Source organism: Catenulispora pinisilvae (assembly GCF_015356865.1).
Taxonomy (GTDB): Bacteria; Actinomycetota; Actinomycetes; order Streptomycetales; family Catenulisporaceae; genus Catenulispora; species Catenulispora pinisilvae.
Genome location: NZ_JAAFZA010000130.1, coordinates 1 through 14,945 on the forward strand (window position 1 = coordinate 1; position 14,945 = coordinate 14,945).

The window sequence follows — 14,945 nt, forward strand, 5'->3', positions numbered from 1 at the left end:
CCACCCCCGAACCGCCTGCCACCAACCCCACAGAGGACGACAACATGCCCGCCTTCGCCACCGGCGAGATTCCCAACGACACCAACGCCCACATCGTCGCCCCGCCGCCGGCAAACATCGGCAGCAACTGGGGAAACGTCTGGTTCAGCCTCGGCTCGGACTTCGGCGACGTCACCGTACGCGTCGCGGCCTATATCCACGGCCGCGGCTGGGACATCCACGACAACGTGGTGGTTCCTGCCGCCGGAGACCGCGTTAACCCCTGGGGCGGCCCGCTCCCCAACGGCGTACAGAAGATCAGCATCGTCCGGCACACCACCGGCCCGGTCCTGACCTACCTCATCGAGGCCGCCGCCCGCTAAGAAGCCACCGCTCCTCCAGGAACGTCCCCGTACGCCGCCTCGCAGACGCAGGGCGGTTTCTTCATGTCCATCCACAACTGAATAAGGACACCGCCAGTGGCATCCCTGCTGTCCACGCTGGAGAAGCGCCTCGCCGAGGACTTCGCCCGCTACCACGTCCGTACCCAGGCGCTCCGTTTCGTCGGCTCCGTCGCCTCCACCTTCGCCATCCAGCTGGCCACCGGTACCTCCGATGTGGGCTGGAAGGCGGCGCTGGCCGCGCTGTTCGGTATCGCGGTCACCACCGGCCGTCAGCTGTGGCCGACCCTGCCGTGGAACCTGGTGGTTGACCACCTGCATGCAGCGCAGGCCGCCGAGGTCGCGCCGCGCACCGGCATGGCGGCGAACCCGCCGAGCACCCCGGCGCCGCCGACCGGACCGGCACCGACCATCTGATGGGCCTGCTGACCCAGAACCGGGAGCTGAAGAAGATCGGGGTGTGGAACTTCACGCTCCCGGCCTGGGCCGGACGCCTCCCGGACGGCCGCACCTACAACACCTGTCCCGAAGCCGGGGCCGCTTGTAGATCACTTTGTTACGCCCGGGTCGGCACGTACACCTGGCCGAAGGTGAAGGCCAAGCACGAGCGGAACCTGATGCTGGTCCTAGACGAGCCGGAGAAGTTCAAGGCGGAGATGGCCGCTGAGCTGGGCCAACGCCGCTTCCGCAACGGCGGTCTGATCCGCTGGCACGACGCCGGCGACTTCTTCAGCGACGCCTACCTGCTGATGTGCCTGGAGCTGTTCCGGGCCCACCCGCACATCACGTTCTACGCCTACACCAAATCGATCGAGCGGTTCCGCCGCCTGGTGGAGCCGAACCCGCCACCGAACTTCCGGTGGATCTTCTCCTACGGCGGTACCCAGGACGCCCTGATCGACATCACCCGCGACCGTGTCGCCGACGTGTTCCCGGACGAGCACGCGATCGAGGCCGCCGGGTTCTCCAGCCAGGAAGACTCCGACCTGCTGGCCGCGTTCGGACCGCCGAAGGTCGGGATCCCGGCCAACAACATCCCCCACCTGAAGAAGCGCCTCGGCCAGCGCTCGATGTCGCAAATGCAGGCCGAACACGACGCGTCCGCTGCTGAGCGTCGAAGGCGGCAGGCAGCGCCGCCCGGCGCGCCCACCATCTGATCCGGCGCTGCCCGGGATCCGACTCCTTCGGGAGTCGGATCCCGGGCAGTCCTTTTTTGTTTTAGGGAGCGGTTTCTGTAGAGGGAGGGACGGGCAGTGCACGGTGCAACTGTTGGTCGGCATACTGGATCCAGCCCGGAACCTTCGGGCCGGTGGGCATTGGATGGCCGGTGACTGCGCCGAGTAGCAAGCTGCGAAGCTTGGCTCGCTGGCTTGCCGGCAGGCGGAACTTCCGCACGGTGCTGAGGAACGCCCGCGCTTCAGCTTCCCACAGCCCGATCTCGTAGTCGCGGTGGCTTACGAAATCGCGCCGGAAAGCATCCATAGCTTGTTCAAGCGTCAGCGGCTCCCAGCCGTCGAAGGTCTCGTGAATGAGTCTCACACGCGCCATCTGGACTTCGGTTAGCGGGGGACCGACCTGTGGATTCAGCGCGATGTCCGACGTTGACGCCCTGAACCCGGTGTTCTCCTCGATCATGATCGTGAAGGTACCCAAGGCTTGGCCGCAGGTGGTCTAGGAGCGTGCCGTGTCGGCGGAAGAATTGACCCGATCCCTTCGACACCGGGCGCGGATACGTCGCGGACCTCTGCCCGGTCGTGGCGGGGCGGCTTCACAAGCGGTGAGATTTGTCGACGTCGTACGCACAGGAGGGCGGGAGGGGCTGCTGCTCACCACCTTGGAGGGTTCGCGGCGTACCAGCGCCGCATCGCTTCCTCGTTGGCGCGACAACGGGCGGCCCAGCAGTCTCCCGCGCATCGCGCCGCCACGGTCAGCTCGTCGTGGACAACGTGGCACCAGCGGCACTCCCAGACCGGGAGCCGTGCGGGGCACAGCAACTCAACATGATCGCGGCCCCGATGTTCCGGATCGGTAAGCCCTGGGACGCGCAGGCCGATCGCGCTGCTCTGCGGGTCCACCCCGGCCCAGCGTCCCGGTTTGCCGAACCGCGGCGATGTCCAGACGTAGAGCACGACGCTGACGCTGTACCAGTCGTGGTACGGGTTGAGGTTGCTGGCTGACACCTCGGCGCGGTCCGCAAACACGTCGCTGACCAGCGGGAACCAGCGGGTGTTGAAACTGGGACTGCGGCTCGGCGCAAACGTCAAGCGGAACTCCGGCACCCCCGCATTCAAACATAGGTTCGAAGTCCTTGCCGTGTCCTCGAACCGGCACGCGGCGGATCCTGCTGGATCTGCCCCTATACAGTCAGCACTCTGAGACCCTACAGTCGTCCCAATGACTGACTAGGGGGTCAAATGATGGAATCCAGCCACGAGAGCAGGACGCGCGGTGTCGTCCGCAACGTCAACACAGGTTCAGTCGGCAACCTTGTCCAGGCTGGCGACATCCGCGGCGGTATCGACATGACCGGTGACGGGATCAGGATTGGCGGAGTCCAGGTCGGCGGCGGGGCTTCCGTCGTCGTCCCATCCGACCTCGCCAGCGACATGGCTTCGTTCCTGCGCCAACTCAGCGCCGGCGAACTTGCGCCGCGCGTTGTCGAGCAGCGTGCCGAAGTACTGGCGGACCGCCTTGACGACATCCGCTGAGCTCAAGGAGATCACGGAAGCCGTCGAGGCTTACATTCGGGCCGATATCCGCAAGAGCGACCGCATTGCGGCGGCGGTGCTGAGCGCCACCTACACGATCTGCGGGACGCTTTTCCTCACAGCAGCGGCACTGGTTAGCACGATCGGCCACTCGCGGAACGCCTTCTACTTCGGCATACCGGTGGGCGTCGGTTCCGTGCTGTTTGTCCTCGGCTTCATTCTGATGCCGCCGGTGTTCCACACAACGCGGAAGACACCCAGCTAGACGACGGCGTAGCCCCCTAGCGGCTTCCTGACGGCATCGAGGAAGCGAGCACGGTCCACCCCCGGTCCAGAAAGATCAACTAGTAGGCGATCGATTCTCTCCGGTGCGGAGTTTGCTTTGCGAGGTCCCCGTCGGCCTGTCGGAACTGGTCGGCGCAGGCGCGTGTCATGCCCGACAGCTGCGCGGAATAGGTGTTCATGAGTGTGGCGGCGTTCGCCCAGGAGCGGGTGAAACTGTTGAGCGCGTCGAGGAGGTCGGTGTCTCCGGCGAGCCAGTCGGTGTCCCCGATCTGGTTGTTGGCTCCGTCCCACTGGCCGGTGAGGTTTTCCAGCGCGCCGGCGAAGCGGTCCAGGCCGTCCAGGTCGAGACTCAGATCGGCATCAGGTAGTGGGCGCATGGGCCTCCGTTCTTATCGATGTGCCTGCTGGTTTCGCCGGCCCTGCTTACGCCTTGCCCGGCTGCCAGTCCCGGGTTCGGACAATCCGCTCGGTGGCCAGCGGGCCGGCGCCGGCGAGGTCGACGGGATTCTCCTTCAGGACGTAGGCGACGTATACGAGTTCGGCGATGATCTCGTGGTCAACAGCGTCGTCGATGAGGGTGTCGCCGTGGGCGAGGAGCTGTTCAACGGTGTCGAACAGGGCCATACGTTCCTCGGTCGCGCCTGTCCTCAGCCGCGGGACCATGAATTCGCGGGCAAAGGTCTGGAAAAGGAGGTAACGCGTCCACGGCTCGGCGCCGTGGCTGTCAAGGTGTGACTGGTAGAGCGGCGCGAAGTCTGGATGCCGCTCCGTGAGGAACGCGCCCACGTTGGCGTCGGTGATCATGTCTGCTCCATGGCCGCTCACGCTAGGGGATCAATTTCGGGGACCTCGGGGAGTCCGCCGCCGGGCTCGATGTCTCCGCCGTCAACAGTGCCGTCGCCTACCAGACTGGGAGGTGGCATCGGTGGTAGCCGAGGCAAACCGTTCGCTGCGGTCCAATCGTAATCGCCCGGGTCGCCCATGATCGCTCGACCTGACGGGTATCTCATGGCGGATTTCAGCGTGTTCTCCAAGTCGATCGCCCTGCTCGGGTCGTCCTTCAGCATCTGAGCGACGTTGCCTGTCTTGTCGTTGCCGAGGATGCTCCGCCACAAGCGGGTCGCCATCGAAGCAGCCACAATCTGGTCCTGCGGTGTGAGATCCGAGTTTCGATCGTCGAGTCCTTTCACCAACCTGGCAAGGAGGCCCGCCGCCTTATTGATATGCCATCTCCCGCGAACCTGGACACCCGAGTCCAGCTCGGAGTCGAGTGCGGTAGAGAGCTGTCCATCGCCGTCGATTTGGGACTCGTTACCGGGCCGTATGTAAGCGTCCTTGAGCGCTTGGGCCAGCCATGAGCTGGATACAGCGGGAGGTGTTTCGCCGTCGGTGTAGTAGTTGACGCTGCCCAGCAGCGAAGCTACGTCGGGGTTGGTCTGCCAGTAATGGCTTCGCTCCTCATCGGTCAGCGAGGTCCACCAGTCCGGCACCCCATCGGGCCCAGCAGCCGGATCTAGGACCATGCCGTCTTCGAAGTCGGTGCCCACCGATCCGGGAAGGACCAGGGTCAGGTCGGCGGCGGCACCGCCGAAGGCTGTGAAGCGGGTGGCGAAGTCGGCGGCGTTGATGCCTTTGCCGCCGGCTTGCTTGGTGACCTGGGAGGCCATGGCCGTCGCGTCGTGGATAGCGTCCAGACATGCTTTGCGGGCGGCGGCTGTTTGAGATATCAGAGCTCCCAGTTGGCCGCTTCTGAGATTGGACGCGTCGATGACGTGGGCCCGGATCTCGTCGGCGGAAGCCTTCAGGAACTGGTCAGATCCCAGTGAACTGTGGGAGGCGACCGCCATGAGGTTCCCGGTGAGCTGTTCAGGGTTCATGATCAGCTGTTTGGCATCGGCCTCGGGCAGCCCGCCGTCAGTCATGATCGCTTGAAGCTTGCCGAGGCACTGGGTGCACAGGCTGTCGAACTGGGGTTGCAGGCTCCTGATACGCCCGCTGAAGATCGCGAAGGCGTCGCCGATCTCCCGATAGGCGGCCGTCGCTGCGCTGAGCATTGACGGATACGGCGTCAGGGCGTCGAAGAAGGCTTGGCCGGACTTCCCGAGCCAGCCAGTAATCGCCGGATCGCCCATCAGCCCAACGGTGCCGCCACGGACCAGGTCTATCTGGTCGGCGAAGTCGTGGTACAGCACCGACCAGAGGCGCAGGTTGTCGGGGTCCTGCGGGAGCGGGTCCTTGTCCAGATGCAGGATCCACCACTCGGTCGGCCGTGCCATCAAACCCCCCGCCGTTGATGCTTGTGACCGCGAGGCGTGACCGGATGCTCTCGCGAGGTCACCACCGTAGAGGTGCTGGCGGAGTGGGTCAACAAAATAAGCATGCTGAGACACACCGAAGGGCTCGTTGGCACGCTAGCCCGGATAGCCCTCCTGGGCCCAACTATGTGATTAGTATTGTGCATATGACGCAGACGCCTCAGCTTAACGAGATCAAGCCGGATGATGACCTCTCCTGTGTCGGTAGCTGGTTCGCTGGCGATATCGAAGGCAACCGGCATTTGGCCTCCTACGCCAATCCCGAAGAGTGGCGAAAACTATTTAGCCGATCGCGTCGCGGATGGTTCTTCACCAGCATCGCAACTGGCCGCGCTGTCGGGTTCATCGACCTTGAGATCGACGGAGTAACGGGATACTTCTCCTACTACATCGCACCTGAATCTCGCGGCTCCGGATACGGCACACAAGCTCTGCGAGCGCTTATCGATCTTGCCTTGCGGCTCGGCCTTGATGAGCTGAAGGGCGGCGTGGAACCGGACAACGCGGCCAGCATCGCCGCCCTGAATAAGGCGGGCTTTCAGCTCCTCGATCTCGATGAGGACGGTATGTTTCCGGTCTTGATGAGACTTGCGGGCAACGAGGGTCGCTAGCTGCGAATGCTGTATCCGCGGTGGTCGGCTTCACGGATCCATGATTCGAGCGCGTTTACCCGATTTACAAGCGATGGGTCGCTGGTCGCCATCCATGCCTTCTCATCAACGACGCCGCAGGCGATGAGGTTCGCCGCGTCGCTTTTGCCGGCCAAGTAGCGGGAAGCTAGGTCGTTGCGGAACGTCTGCTTGGCGGTCGGGAGGATGGCGCGCATCGTCTTCGGGATGAGGGAGATGACGGCGGCCTTCTGCCGCCAGTACGCGTGAGGCAGCGTCGGGTCGTAGCGGCGTGCGAGCGGGAGTCGCTGGGCGGCGGCCACGAAGCTCGGGGTGAGGAAGGGGTGCTTCAGTGGCACGGGGCCGGGTTCGGGCGGGAGGTGAAGGGGGAACACGGCGTCCCATGCGGCCATCTGCGCCCACGTCTTGTGGCGTGTGGCGTGGTGCTTCAGGACTTTGGTGATCCACTGGGCCGACCAGGAAGCGACATGATCGCGGTGTGCCGCTGAGACGATCTCCGGCACTTTCTGGACGGACAGTTCCGGCCACTCGGTTGCGAAGTACAGGTGCGAACGCCAGGCACGAGGGAGCAGCCGGGTCGCCAGCGCCAAACCTTCGCCGGGGATCGCCTGGCGGTCTTCCCCGATGGTGTCCGACCAGTAGGAACGAAGGGCCCGCCAGTCACCCGCGGTGGTGAAGGCCCCGAACATGTAGCGCACCGTGCCCAGCAGCTCATCTGCTCCGCTTCCCCCTATAGCCACGGTAGCGCCGTGGTCGGCGGCTTTCTCCAGCAGGCTTCGTTTGACCGAGGGAAGCGCGGCGAGGTTGGGGCCTTCGGGATGCCAGTCGGGTTCGCTGGTCGGGGTTTCCCTTGCTGCGGTGATGTGGAGTTCGATGTTGCCCAGGCCGGAGGCCGCGAGAATGTGGCGAACTACGGAGACGTTGGAAAGTCCGGCGTCGTCGGTCATCTCCGCCATCACCGCAATGATGTGGCGACCGTCCTGGTCGGCTATCCGTGCCGCTTCGATGAGGACGGCGAGCGAGTCGAGCCCGCCGGAGACCGATATTCCGATGCGCTCGTGGTCGCCCATGCAGCCCCGGACCGATTCGCTGAAGGGCCCGCGGATGTCGGCCACGGGCCGGGTGTCGTCGGGTCGGCTGGATGCCGAGGAATGCGCGGGCGACTCCCCCAACAGCGGGCACGGCGCGAACTCGCCGATGATCGCTGGCCAGGACAGCCACAGCGCCAGCCGGTTCGCCAAGACGGCACCCGAACCCATGGCCATCTCCTCTCCTAGGCGGTGCGTGAGGTGCGCAGGAAGCGCATCAGGCTGACGATCGAGCGGATCGGGCCCGCGGTGTCCTGCGGGTCGGCCACGGCGAAGTGGGCGCCGTACAGGCCACCGCCCTTGACCCCGCAGCCCTCGGTGCCGTCACCTGGCTTGCTCTTCTTGGCCACTGTGATCTCCTCTGCTCTGGCTGAGTGTTCCCTGGGCCGGCGTGGTCGCCGGACCCGATGGCGCAGCGAACACGCTATGCGACGGCCAGATGACTCAGAGAGCTGATTTGCACAGTGTGCAAACGGCTTGCAAGGTTCGCAAGAAGGCTTTACGTCGCGCCCGGATCGCCAGCAGGGTTCTGCGACAGACGCCGTCCGATCCGGGCGGTGCCAACCCGTGAAGGAGAACCCCATGGACGTCTCGAAGCCGAGCACAGCGGCCGGGCTGGTGATCGCCCGCAACTCCATCAAGCAGGCCCGCGTGCGCTCCGCCCAGCCCTCGGACGGCGGCGGCACGGGCCGTTCGGACCTCAACGACAACCGGATCGGCTAACACCTGTGACGACGACCGAACCGGTCGTCGGCCGCCTGGGCGGGGACTTCCTCGCCCAGGCGTTCCGGCGCCGCCACCAAGTCTTCCCCGGCGCGGCCCACGATGTTAGCGATCTGCTGACCTGGGAGGCGCTGAACGAGATCCTGGCTAGCCAGCGGCTGGAGAGCCCGCGGCTGCGCCTGGCCGTCGGCGGGAGCGCCCTGGACCAGGGCGGCTACACCACCGCCACCACCAGCCGGCGCGGCGTGCGGTGGCACCGGCTGAACACCGGCGAGTTCAACCGCCGCCTGGCCGAGGGCGCCACGCTGGTGCTGGACGCGGTCGACGAGATGCACCCGCCGATTCGAGCGCTGGCTGCGGCGCTGGAGGAGATGTTCCACACCAGCGCGCAGGCCAACGCCTACGCCTCCTGGCGCCCCGAATCCGGGTTCCGCACCCACTGGGACGACCACGACACGATCATCGTGCAGCTCGACGGCGCCAAGTCCTGGCGCTTGTTCGGCCTGACCCGTCCGGCACCGCTGCACCTCGACACCGAGCTGCCCGAGGAGCCGACCGGCGAGCCGATCGATGAGTTCGTACTGTCCGCCGGGGACGTGCTGTACGTGCCGCGCGGGCACTGGCACGACGTAGCAGCGGTGCCGGGCCAGCGCTCGTTGCACCTGACCTTCGGCCTAGGCGTGACCACCGGCGTGGACCTGCTGACGTTCCTTGCCGATGATCTGCGGGGGACGGCGCTATTCCGCGAGGACCTGCCGATCCTGTCTGGACCACAGGAGCAGGCGGCCTACCTCGACATGTTCCGCAAGCAGCTGATCGCCGAGTTGGAGCGCCCGGACCTTCTGCTGCGATTCGCCGCTCACGCCGACGGCACTGAGTCCGCTCGGACCGGCCTCAGCCTGCCGTTCGTGGACGGTGTCCCGGCCGACGCCTCGTTGACCATGAGGCTGCTCACCCCGCGCGCCCTCCTACACGAGAGCGAAGAGAACCGCGTGCAGTTCGAGGCCGGCGGGCAGTCCTGGACGTTCGCCGCTGCGGCCTGGGGCGTGCTGGAGGCGCTGGCCGATGGTGAAGCGTGGTCGCTGGGGGAGCTGGCGCACCTTGCCGGGCTGAAGGTCGACCTCGTGGCCGACCTGGCCAGCGAGCTGGTTGGGCACGGAGTGGCACAGGTGTTACCAGGATGAACGCGCGCATCGGGCTGGGTACCCACCTGGTGCGAGACGTGGAGCAGGCGGCCGTCCACGCGGTCGCCTGCGGCGCGCGATGGATCGACACCGCCCCCAATTACTGCGGCGGCCAAGCCCAGAAGCTCCTGGCGCCGGTGCTGGCCGACAACCCCGACGTGCAGGTCTCCACCAAGGTCGGGTTCTTCCATCGCCCGGATGTCGAGGCCGCCGTCCAGGACGCGGCTATGCCGGGCAAGGACCTGGAAGCAGGGCACTGCGTCCGCCCACGCTACCTACGATGGCAGATCCAGCGCTCCCTGGACGAGCTCGGCCGCGACCAGATCGACATCTTGTTTCTGCACAACCCCGAGCGCACCACTACCGGTGCTGTGTTTGCCGCGTTCGTGGAACTGGAGGAACTGGCAGCTGCCGGCCACATCGCCGGCTACGGCATCGCCACGTGGGACGGCTTCTCCTCCGGCACGTTCACCGTTCCCGCCCTGATCGACATGGCAAACTCTGCGGCCTGGGGCGAGCCACACCACCTGCGGGCGATCCAGTTGCCGGTCAGCCTGGTCAACATGGAGCCGATCGTCCAAGCCCTGGACGGCGGCGGTCCGATCGGCGCCGCCGCCAGCGCGGACATTGAGGTGTTTGCCTCCTCGCCACTGCATGGCGGTCAACTGCCGTCCCTCATCACGCCCGAGCTGGCCGCCCTCATCGGGGACGGTCTCCAGCCGGCCGAGGCCGCGCTCGCCGTGGTGGCTTCGGTCCCCGGCGTGTCGCGGGTCCTGGTGTCCGCCTCGACCCCCGAGCATTGGAAGCAGGCCACTGATACCGTCGCCGCGCAGCCGGTTCCCGCCGCGATCCTCCGAGAGGTCACCGATGTTCTCGCCGATTGACGACGCCACCGCCACCAGGATGCTGGCGGCCCAGCAGCACGCCGCCGCAGAGTTCGAGCGCACCCGGGACGGAGCGCCGGTCTGGGGCTGGCGCGGGCGCACCATCGGATCCAGGGTCGATGGCGCCAGCGGCCTGGCGTGGCTGCGGATCCAGTCCGCGCCCGCCGGGCAGGCCGGCGGGAAGATCTGGGAGGGCACCGAGCTGGCAGACCAGCTGATGCCGAACCTGGCCAAGCCGGCGCTGCTCGCACTGCACGACTGGGAGGCGGACGGCGTCGCCTACCGGGCCGAGCTGACCGAGTTCGTCACCGACCCGGTGTGCTCGCCGGACCCGGTGCTGCGCCACGAGTTGGAGCTGCCCGCAGAGTGGTTCGACGACCTGCGCGCCAACTTGGCGATCATTGCCGCCGTCGACACCGACCGCACTGTGATCAGCCAGGACTACCTAGACCGGACCATGCCCCGGTTCCTGGACGTCGCCGCTGGCCGCGCCACGCGCGCACCGGCCTGGACCACCGCGCACGGAGACATCCATTTCGCCAACCTGACCGCGCCGAACCTTCGGTTGCTGGACCTGGAGGGCTTCGGCGCCGCTCCGGCCGGCTACGACGCCGCCACCTTGTACACCTACTCGCTGCTGGCGCCGCGCACCGCTGCCCGCGTGTACAAGGCGTTCGCCGACATCTTGGATACCAGTGCCGGGAGGTTCGCCCAGCTGGCGATCGCCACGGAGCTACTCCAAAGCTGTACCCGAGGCGACAACCTGGATCTGCGCCCCGCGCTGGAAAGGCGTGTCCAGGCCCTGATCGGGCCGCCGCTACCTGCGCGGTAGCGGAGCATCGGACAACCCCAGCTCTCGCGGCTCCAACCCCAACGCGGTCGCGAAAGATCGGAGCAGCACCACGTCCCGCAGCGGCTGCTTGCCCCGCTCAAAACGGCTGATACTGGCGCCTGAGTAGCCGACGCGTTGCCCCAACTGTTCCCCGGTGAGGCCTGCCCGTAGACGGGCCTTACGGATCACCTGGCCCAGCGGCGGCAAGGCGCCGGTCTGGTTCACCGCTCCGCTCATCCCAGCCCCCAGCGAAATCCACTCGCCACCACGGCGACGCTTGTGGCGATCACGTCAACTTCACCTGTTCTTGGTGAGGAACACCCGAGGTGCCCGGCCCGTCGCGTTACGCGGCGGGTACCACAGCTCCCGTACGGCGGGCCGGACGACATCACACCGCCCGGTTCAGCTCGGCGCGCAGAGTGTCGGCCGCGGGGTCGACGATCCCTGCCAGCTCCAGCAGGGCAAGCTCCCGCAACCGGACAGCCTCGTCGACCTGCCCGGCTTCGGCATTCGCCATGGCCAGGTGGTGGCGGGTGCGGGCGGTGGCGAACGGCTCGCCGGTCCGGATCCGAACGGATAGCGCGGAGGCATGGTGCTGGGCGGCCTGTTCGAAGTCGCCGAGTGCGAACCACGCCTTGCCCACGCCGTCGAGGGCGTTAGCGATGCGATAGGGGTGAGGGCTGGCAGATTGCAACGCCACGGCGCGCTGGAAGGCGGCCAACGCGTCGCGATGGTGCCCCTTTGCCAGCAGCAACTCGCCGCTGGACAAGGCGGTCGCGATGCGCTGCGGAACGTTCTCGGACCCGTTGGTCAGCAGCGCCGTCACCGCGCTGAGGTGGTGGTCGGCCCGCTCGAACTCACCGGCAGCCGTGTAGGCCTCGGTCAGTTCCAGGTGCGCGTCGGTGAACCACGGTTGGGCGGCGTCACAGGCTTGAAGCCCTTCCAGGCCGATGAGCCCCTGGTCGATCGCCTCGTCGAACTGTCCGCGCTCGATGGACACCCAGGCCCGGTTGACGTACGCCAGCGCCGCGAGCACATCGCCGTGGCCGCACAGCGCGAGCACCTGGTCGAGGGTTTCGTCGGCGTCGTCCAGCTGGCGGGCCGCCGCCTGCGCCACTGCCAGGCGGCTCAGGGCCGCGATCATGCCGACCGTGTCGTTGAGTTTTGCGAACAGGTGCGCCGCCTGCTTGTAGTCCGCCACCGCCTTCACCGGCTGCTCGCCCATCTTGTGGCCGCCGCCACGGTTCATCAAAGCGTGCGCCTCGGCGTGCTCGTCATCCCAGCCGCGCGCCGAAGTCAGCGCCAGTTCGGCCAACTCCAGCCGCCGTCCGATGTCGTGCACGGAGGTCATCACCTGCTCCAGGCCTCGCACCACGCGGCTGCTGTGTTCGTCGGCGTCGGCCAGGCTGGCGCGGATCAACGCCCTGTGGATCCCGTCAGCGTTGTCGAGGTACCACGCATGGGCATCGGCAAAGTCGGCGAACGCCGGCGCGCCATCGAGGTCGTCATCGCCGGGCAGTAGCGGCAGCAGAATCTGCGAGACGCAGCGCGCGGCGTTGGCGGCGCGGCCGTATCGGCGGATCTGCGCCTCCAGGACCTGCCGCGCACGGTCACTCATGGTCGCCGTGGGCGATCCGTTTCCTACGGCGTTCAGATGCACTAGAACCTCTGCGGCGGCATCGGCCTGTTCTGGTGTCAGCGTGGTCGACATGTGTTCTGTCCCCCCTTGTATTGGTGGTGTCGCGTCATGGCTGCGGTGAGGTCAATGGCGGCGCCTGGCTCAGGTGCCGCTGGTGTGTCGCACCATCGGGTACATGCACGGACCGGCGGGCAAGACGATCGGGTCGCCGATGTCGGTGTAGCCGTGCCGCAGGTATAACTGCCGCGTCTTCTCGTCGCTGGCTTCCAGGTATGCGGCACGCGGCGGGTCGTCGGCGTCGAGGCGGCCGTGGTGTGCGGCGAGCAGCGCACTGCCGATGCCCTGATGCTGTTGGTCGGGATGGACGGCGAGGATCGCGAGGTGGTCGTGGTCGATGTCGCTGGGGTGGTGCTTGGCCAGCAGCTCATCGAACAGCCGGAACCGGTCCACGAACCGGCCGGTGGTCGCCGCCAGCCGGGCGTCGTATTCGGACGGGGTCTGCTCACCGTCCTGGACCATCGGCAGCCACAGGGCGACCGCGGTGCGTTCGGTGGTGGTATCGACGCGTCCGCGGGTCATCGCTTCGTGGACGAACAGGCGGAAGTAGCCGGGGAAGAGGCGGGCGCGTCCGTCGCTGTCCGGAATCAGCCAGGTCGAGGGGGCCAGGTCGTGAAAGGCCCGCGCGATCACACGGCTCAGCACGTTGGCGTCCTGTGGCTGCGCCTGAACGATCTGGTCGTGAGAGCTCATCGCGTGCTCCGCGTGGTCTTGGCCGCTGACGGTGCTGGGGCGGCGACGGCGGTGATGTTGTGGGCCATCGCGGCGCTGCCCAAGCCGATAGCCGCGTATGCCTCAGGCTGGCGGTGTTTGAGCACCAGCCCCCACCCGGCGCCGATGACGGCAGCGATGCCGAACAACCCGGGCAAGACCTTGGTGGGCAGGGAGCCGGGCGCGACGTTGAGCAGCACGTCGAAGTGGTTGATGCACAACCACGCCATCACTGCCAGCAGCACCGTGGCGGCGGCCGGCGCCACCAGGCGCCGCCACGCCGTCTCCTCACCAGGCTTGGTCCAGAAGTAGCGGACGACTGCGGCCGAGGTCGCCGTCAGCAGCAGCAGGATCCCGACGCCGCCGGTGGTGCCGCCCCAGAAGAACAGCTGGCTGACGGGGTCCCAATGCAGCCCCAGCGCCAGAAGGATCGCCACGGCGCCCAGCAGGCTCTGCACGAGGGAGGCCGCTTGAGGGGCCCCGGTGGAGCCGGTCCTGCCCATCACCGCTGGCAGCACCCTCTCCCGACCCAGGGCCCACATGTACCGCCCGACCGCGGTGTGGAACGCCAGCGCGGCTGCCAACAAGCTGGTCAGGAATAGGCTGCGGCCGATGCTGGCCACGGTGCCAGGGGCCATCGCGAACAACATTCCAGTGCCGTCCGGGCCCTGCGCCGTCGGCACCACCTGGCTGCCGTAGTGCACAACCATCGCCCAGGAGGCGGCGGCGTAGACGACGGCGATTACGCCCAGGGAGATGTAGGTGGCCATCGGGATCGTGCGCTTGGGGCTGCGGGCCTCCTCACTGAACACCGGTCCCTGCTCCACCCCGACGAAGCCCAGGACCGCCACGGCCAGCACCGCGCCCAGACTGGAGAAGTGCAGGCTGCTCGGGGAAAGGGATGCGAAGCTGACCCCGCCGGCGGCCGGGTGCGACAGGCCCCGAACCGTCACCGCGACGATGACCACAAGCTCCAGGACCGACAGCACGCCCAGCACCCGGCCGCTCAAGTCCACCCGCAACAGTCCCAGCACGGTTACTACAGCCCACGCGCCGAACGCCCACACCCCCCACGGCAGGTGCAGGCCGAAGTTGTCGGCGGCGAAGGAGGCCAGCTGCGGCCCGATCATCCCGTAGAGCCCGACCTGAAGAAGGTTGTAGGCGACCACCGCCACCAGCGCCCCCGCCACCCCAGCGGGCTTGCCCAGCCCCTGGGAGATGAACGCGTAGGCCGCCCCGGAGTTCGGGATCCGGCGGGCCATGGCCAGGTACCCGATGACGAAGATCGCCAGCACCGCTGCGACGACCAGGAACGCGGCCGGCACGCTGGTTATGCCGGTGGCGGCAAACGCTGAGGGCACCACACCCTCGGTCACGGTCAGTGGTGCGACGCCGGCCAGGATAAAGAACCCGACGGCAGGCGCGCCGAGCCGGTCTCGGGCCAGTGCCTGCGACATCTTGCTCGGGGCCTGTGATGGTGTGGACACGGATAACTCCTTCTCAAAGGTCT

The 14,945-nt window shown here is 67.1% G+C and carries 20 protein-coding genes and 1 pseudogene; 10 read left to right on the forward strand and 11 right to left on the reverse strand.

Annotation, left to right across the window (positions count from 1 at the left end; all coding sequences use genetic code 11):
• The 3 genes and pseudogenes from IZR01_RS29680 to IZR01_RS29690 all read left to right on the forward strand — a co-directional run.
• Positions 1 to 362 (forward strand): annotated as a pseudogene (locus tag IZR01_RS29680) (GH25 family lysozyme); the annotation flags it as partial.
• Positions 363 to 458: 96 nt separating this feature from the next.
• A complete protein-coding gene (locus IZR01_RS29685) occupies positions 459 to 797 on the forward strand; it encodes a hypothetical protein (protein ID WP_194925778.1) in 339 nt (112 codons plus the stop codon).
• The gene (locus IZR01_RS29690) at positions 797 to 1,537 is read left to right on the forward strand and encodes a GP88 family protein (RefSeq protein WP_194925779.1); all 741 of its coding nucleotides are present in this window, start codon (positions 797 to 799) and stop codon (positions 1,535 to 1,537) included. Before IZR01_RS29685 ends, IZR01_RS29690 begins: the two co-directional genes overlap by 1 nt.
• A gap of 61 nt (positions 1,538 to 1,598) precedes the next feature.
• On the opposite strand, the gene IZR01_RS29695 is transcribed toward IZR01_RS29690, so the two are convergent.
• On the reverse strand, positions 1,599 to 2,015 hold the full coding sequence (locus tag IZR01_RS29695; RefSeq protein WP_194925780.1) for a hypothetical protein: 417 nt from the start codon (positions 2,013 to 2,015) through the stop codon (positions 1,599 to 1,601).
• A gap of 191 nt (positions 2,016 to 2,206) precedes the next feature.
• Positions 2,207 to 2,644: a hypothetical protein gene (locus IZR01_RS29700; protein ID WP_194925781.1), complete on the reverse strand. Its 438-nt coding sequence runs from the start codon at positions 2,642 to 2,644 to the stop codon at positions 2,207 to 2,209.
• Between the two features lie 150 nt (positions 2,645 to 2,794).
• Here IZR01_RS29700 and IZR01_RS29705 point away from each other — a divergent pair, with 150 nt between their 5' ends.
• Positions 2,795 to 3,088 (forward strand): hypothetical protein, encoded by a 294-nt coding sequence (locus IZR01_RS29705; RefSeq protein WP_194925782.1) that lies wholly within the window; start codon positions 2,795 to 2,797, stop codon positions 3,086 to 3,088.
• Positions 3,072 to 3,353: a hypothetical protein gene (locus tag IZR01_RS29710; protein ID WP_194925783.1), complete on the forward strand. Its 282-nt coding sequence runs from the start codon at positions 3,072 to 3,074 to the stop codon at positions 3,351 to 3,353. The genes IZR01_RS29705 and IZR01_RS29710 overlap by 17 nt, the downstream gene beginning before the upstream one ends.
• A 79-nt stretch (positions 3,354 to 3,432) precedes the next feature.
• Here IZR01_RS29710 and IZR01_RS29715 read toward each other — a convergent pair whose 3' ends face one another.
• The 3 genes from IZR01_RS29715 to IZR01_RS29725 are packed head-to-tail and all read right to left on the reverse strand — an operon-like array spanning position 3,433 to position 5,649.
• Complete coding sequence (locus tag IZR01_RS29715) at positions 3,433 to 3,750, reverse strand: hypothetical protein (RefSeq protein ID WP_194925784.1); 318 nt, start codon at positions 3,748 to 3,750, stop codon at positions 3,433 to 3,435.
• Between the two features lie 46 nt (positions 3,751 to 3,796).
• Entirely contained in the window at positions 3,797 to 4,177 is a 381-nt protein-coding gene (locus IZR01_RS29720; protein ID WP_194925785.1) for a hypothetical protein, read from the reverse strand.
• 17 nt (positions 4,178 to 4,194) lie between these two features.
• Positions 4,195 to 5,649: a hypothetical protein gene (locus IZR01_RS29725; protein ID WP_194925786.1), complete on the reverse strand. Its 1,455-nt coding sequence runs from the start codon at positions 5,647 to 5,649 to the stop codon at positions 4,195 to 4,197.
• 185 nt (positions 5,650 to 5,834) lie between these two features.
• Here IZR01_RS29725 and IZR01_RS29730 point away from each other — a divergent pair, with 185 nt between their 5' ends.
• Positions 5,835 to 6,299: a GNAT family N-acetyltransferase gene (locus IZR01_RS29730; protein ID WP_194925787.1), complete on the forward strand. Its 465-nt coding sequence runs from the start codon at positions 5,835 to 5,837 to the stop codon at positions 6,297 to 6,299.
• Here the strand turns inward: IZR01_RS29730 and IZR01_RS29735 are convergent.
• Complete coding sequence (locus IZR01_RS29735; protein ID WP_194925788.1) at positions 6,296 to 7,582, reverse strand: asparagine synthase-related protein; 1,287 nt, start codon at positions 7,580 to 7,582, stop codon at positions 6,296 to 6,298. The genes IZR01_RS29730 and IZR01_RS29735 overlap by 4 nt on opposite strands.
• Positions 7,583 to 7,590: 8 nt before the next feature.
• Positions 7,591 to 7,755 carry a lariocidin/triculamin family lasso peptide core domain gene (locus IZR01_RS29740; RefSeq protein ID WP_194925789.1) on the reverse strand — a complete coding sequence of 55 codons (165 nt, stop codon included), beginning with the start codon at positions 7,753 to 7,755 and terminating at the stop codon, positions 7,591 to 7,593.
• 232 nt (positions 7,756 to 7,987) lie between these two features.
• Here IZR01_RS29740 and IZR01_RS29745 point away from each other — a divergent pair, with 232 nt between their 5' ends.
• Genes IZR01_RS29745 through IZR01_RS29760 form a run of 4 tightly spaced genes read left to right on the forward strand, consistent with a single transcriptional unit; the run spans position 7,988 to position 11,028 of the window.
• Entirely contained in the window at positions 7,988 to 8,128 is a 141-nt protein-coding gene (locus IZR01_RS29745) for a hypothetical protein (protein WP_194925790.1), read from the forward strand.
• Between the two features lie 5 nt (positions 8,129 to 8,133).
• Positions 8,134 to 9,312 (forward strand): cupin domain-containing protein, encoded by a 1,179-nt coding sequence (locus IZR01_RS29750; RefSeq protein ID WP_194925791.1) that lies wholly within the window; start codon positions 8,134 to 8,136, stop codon positions 9,310 to 9,312.
• Complete coding sequence (locus IZR01_RS29755; RefSeq protein ID WP_194925792.1) at positions 9,309 to 10,196, forward strand: aldo/keto reductase; 888 nt, start codon at positions 9,309 to 9,311, stop codon at positions 10,194 to 10,196. Before IZR01_RS29750 ends, IZR01_RS29755 begins: the two co-directional genes overlap by 4 nt.
• Positions 10,180 to 11,028 (forward strand): hypothetical protein, encoded by an 849-nt coding sequence (locus IZR01_RS29760; protein ID WP_194925793.1) that lies wholly within the window; start codon positions 10,180 to 10,182, stop codon positions 11,026 to 11,028. The genes IZR01_RS29755 and IZR01_RS29760 overlap by 17 nt, the downstream gene beginning before the upstream one ends.
• On the opposite strand, the gene IZR01_RS54430 is transcribed toward IZR01_RS29760, so the two are convergent.
• The 4 genes from IZR01_RS54430 to IZR01_RS29780 all read right to left on the reverse strand — a co-directional run bounded on the left by IZR01_RS54430 (position 11,014) and on the right by IZR01_RS29780 (position 14,922).
• Entirely contained in the window at positions 11,014 to 11,265 is a 252-nt protein-coding gene (locus IZR01_RS54430) for a helix-turn-helix domain-containing protein (protein ID WP_194925794.1), read from the reverse strand. The two genes, IZR01_RS29760 and IZR01_RS54430, sit on opposite strands and share 15 nt — an antisense overlap.
• Positions 11,266 to 11,416: 151 nt before the next feature.
• Positions 11,417 to 12,646: a tetratricopeptide repeat protein gene (locus IZR01_RS29770; RefSeq protein WP_194925795.1), complete on the reverse strand. Its 1,230-nt coding sequence runs from the start codon at positions 12,644 to 12,646 to the stop codon at positions 11,417 to 11,419.
• A 162-nt stretch (positions 12,647 to 12,808) separates the two neighbouring features.
• The gene (locus IZR01_RS29775; RefSeq protein ID WP_194925796.1) at positions 12,809 to 13,417 is read right to left on the reverse strand and encodes a GNAT family N-acetyltransferase; all 609 of its coding nucleotides are present in this window, start codon (positions 13,415 to 13,417) and stop codon (positions 12,809 to 12,811) included.
• The gene (locus IZR01_RS29780; protein WP_323747137.1) at positions 13,414 to 14,922 is read right to left on the reverse strand and encodes an APC family permease; all 1,509 of its coding nucleotides are present in this window, start codon (positions 14,920 to 14,922) and stop codon (positions 13,414 to 13,416) included. The genes IZR01_RS29775 and IZR01_RS29780 overlap by 4 nt, the downstream gene beginning before the upstream one ends.
• Between the last annotated feature and the right edge of the window lie 23 nt (positions 14,923 to 14,945).